This window comes from Actinomadura sp. 7K507 (assembly GCF_004348425.1).
Lineage (GTDB): Bacteria > Actinomycetota > Actinomycetes > Streptosporangiales > Streptosporangiaceae > Spirillospora.
Genome location: NZ_SMKK01000505.1, coordinates 1 through 1,868, shown reverse-complemented (window position 1 = coordinate 1,868; position 1,868 = coordinate 1). Strand labels below are relative to the sequence as shown.

General features: G+C 70.4%; 1 protein-coding gene and 1 pseudogene. Both read left to right on the top strand.

The features are described 5' to 3' along the window. Positions 1-539, top strand: a pseudogene (locus E1285_RS46355) (fibronectin type III domain-containing protein); the annotation flags it as partial. Between the two features lie 128 nt (positions 540-667). After that, positions 668-1,798, top strand: coding sequence for a DUF6801 domain-containing protein (locus tag E1285_RS44880; RefSeq protein WP_132161002.1), 1,131 nt, complete (start codon positions 668-670; stop codon positions 1,796-1,798). Positions 1,799-1,868 lie beyond the last annotated feature (70 nt).

Sequence of the window (1,868 nt, the reverse complement as noted above, 5' to 3'; positions counted from 1 at the left end):
CTCCCACTCCCACGCCTCCCGGCGGTGAGCACTACGAGTTCACCCTCGCCGGCGAGACCGTCGTGAAGGCGGCGAACGGCGCGGCGCCGCTGACGGGCTCCGTGGGAGCGGACCTGAACCTCAACACCGGAGAGGTCACGGCGGATCTGCAGCTCGACCCGACCAAGGGCAACTTCTCGATCCTCGGGTTCCTGCCGGTGACCGCCGACATCGGCCTCAACACCCAGGGCCAGACGACCGGCATGTACCAGAACGGCCAGCTGACGACCACCAGCACGGTCGTCACGAAGCTGTCGTCGTTCAGCGTGTTCGGCGCCATCCCGATCGGTGGCGGCGAGGAGTGCCAGACGGCCGAGCCGTCCACCATCCAGTTGCAGTCGGCCGAGGGTGAGTTCTTCGACCCGAACGCCGGCGGCGACATCAGCGGCGAGTACTCGCTGTCCGACATCGAGAACTGCGGCCCGCTCACCGGCATCCTCAACATCTTCACCGCCGGTGACGGCAACACCATCGACCTGACGCTCACGCCCAAGGCGTGACGGCGGCGATGAGCTGACGGTCAAGGAACGAGCCCCCGCCGTACCCGCTCTGCGGTGGGGGCCCGTCTCGCCCCTGGCGGTCCGAGCCCCTGGCAGCCCGAGCCCCCGGCAGTCCGAGAGGTCCATACGTGAGCAAGAAGAAGAGAACAGGCGCGGCCCTCGCCGCGGCCGCCGCCATGCTGGCGTCGAGCCTCGCGGGCGCGGGCCCCGCCTCCGCCGCCCCGGTGACGCTAAGCCTGGACTACCAGTGCACCTTCCCGCTGCTCGGGCCGCAGCCGGTGCGTGTGGAACTCAGCTCGGACGTCCCCGACGAGGTCGCGGTCGGCGAGGTGATGCCGGGGATCGTCGTCGACTCGGTCTCGACGGTGAACGCCGAGTCCACCCGGGCCCTCACGGCGCTGGACGCGGTGACCCTGGAGGGCAGCGCGCTCGCCGAGGCGACCCTGACCGTGCCCGAGATGCCGGACGGCCTGCCCGTCGCGGTCGACTCCGCACTGGAGAAGACGCAGATCCCCGCGTCCGGCGAGTTCACGGTCAAGGGCCAGGGCAGGTCGCCGGACCTCACCTTCAGCCAGCCGGGACTGGGCAAGATCACGGTCGGGAACCTCGTCCTGACCCTGACCCCGAGGACGGCGGACGGCGGACCGTCCGGCCTCGGCACCTTCGAATCCGAGTGCACGCAGAACCCGGGCCAGAACAATGTCCTCGTCGAGTTCTTCATGGTGGACGAGGGCGGCGAGGATCCCACCGGCGAGTACGCGTTCGCGCTGAACGGCTCGTCCGCGATCAGGGCCTCCGGCGGGACGCTCCCGCTGACCGGCACCCTGGACGCGGCCCTCGACGGCACCTCCGTCACCGCCGACCTCGCACTCGACCCGTCCAAGACCCAGATCCAGGTCTTCGGCTTCCTGCCCGTGACGGTCGACGTCGCCTTCGCCGCCCAAGGCAGGACGACGGGAACGCTCAAGGACGGCGCCCTCACCACCACGTCCAAGGTGATCACCAGGCTGCCCTCGTTCAGCGTGTTCGGCGTCATCCCGATCGGCGGGGGCGACGAGTGCCGGACGGCCGAGCCGTCCGACATCACGCTGACCTCCCAGGCGGCCTTCGACCCGGGAACGGGCGGCGCGCTCGAAGGCGCCTACGACCTGCCGGCGCTGACCGGCTGCGGCGCACTCACCGACGTCCTGAGCCCGTCCCTGACGGGCCCGGACAACACGATCAACGTCACGCTCACCCCTGAGGAGGCCGGGCGATGAACCACAAAGGATGGCCGCTGTCGGTTGTCGCGGTTCTGCTGTTCGCGTTGCTCGGGGCCGGGGCCGGGGC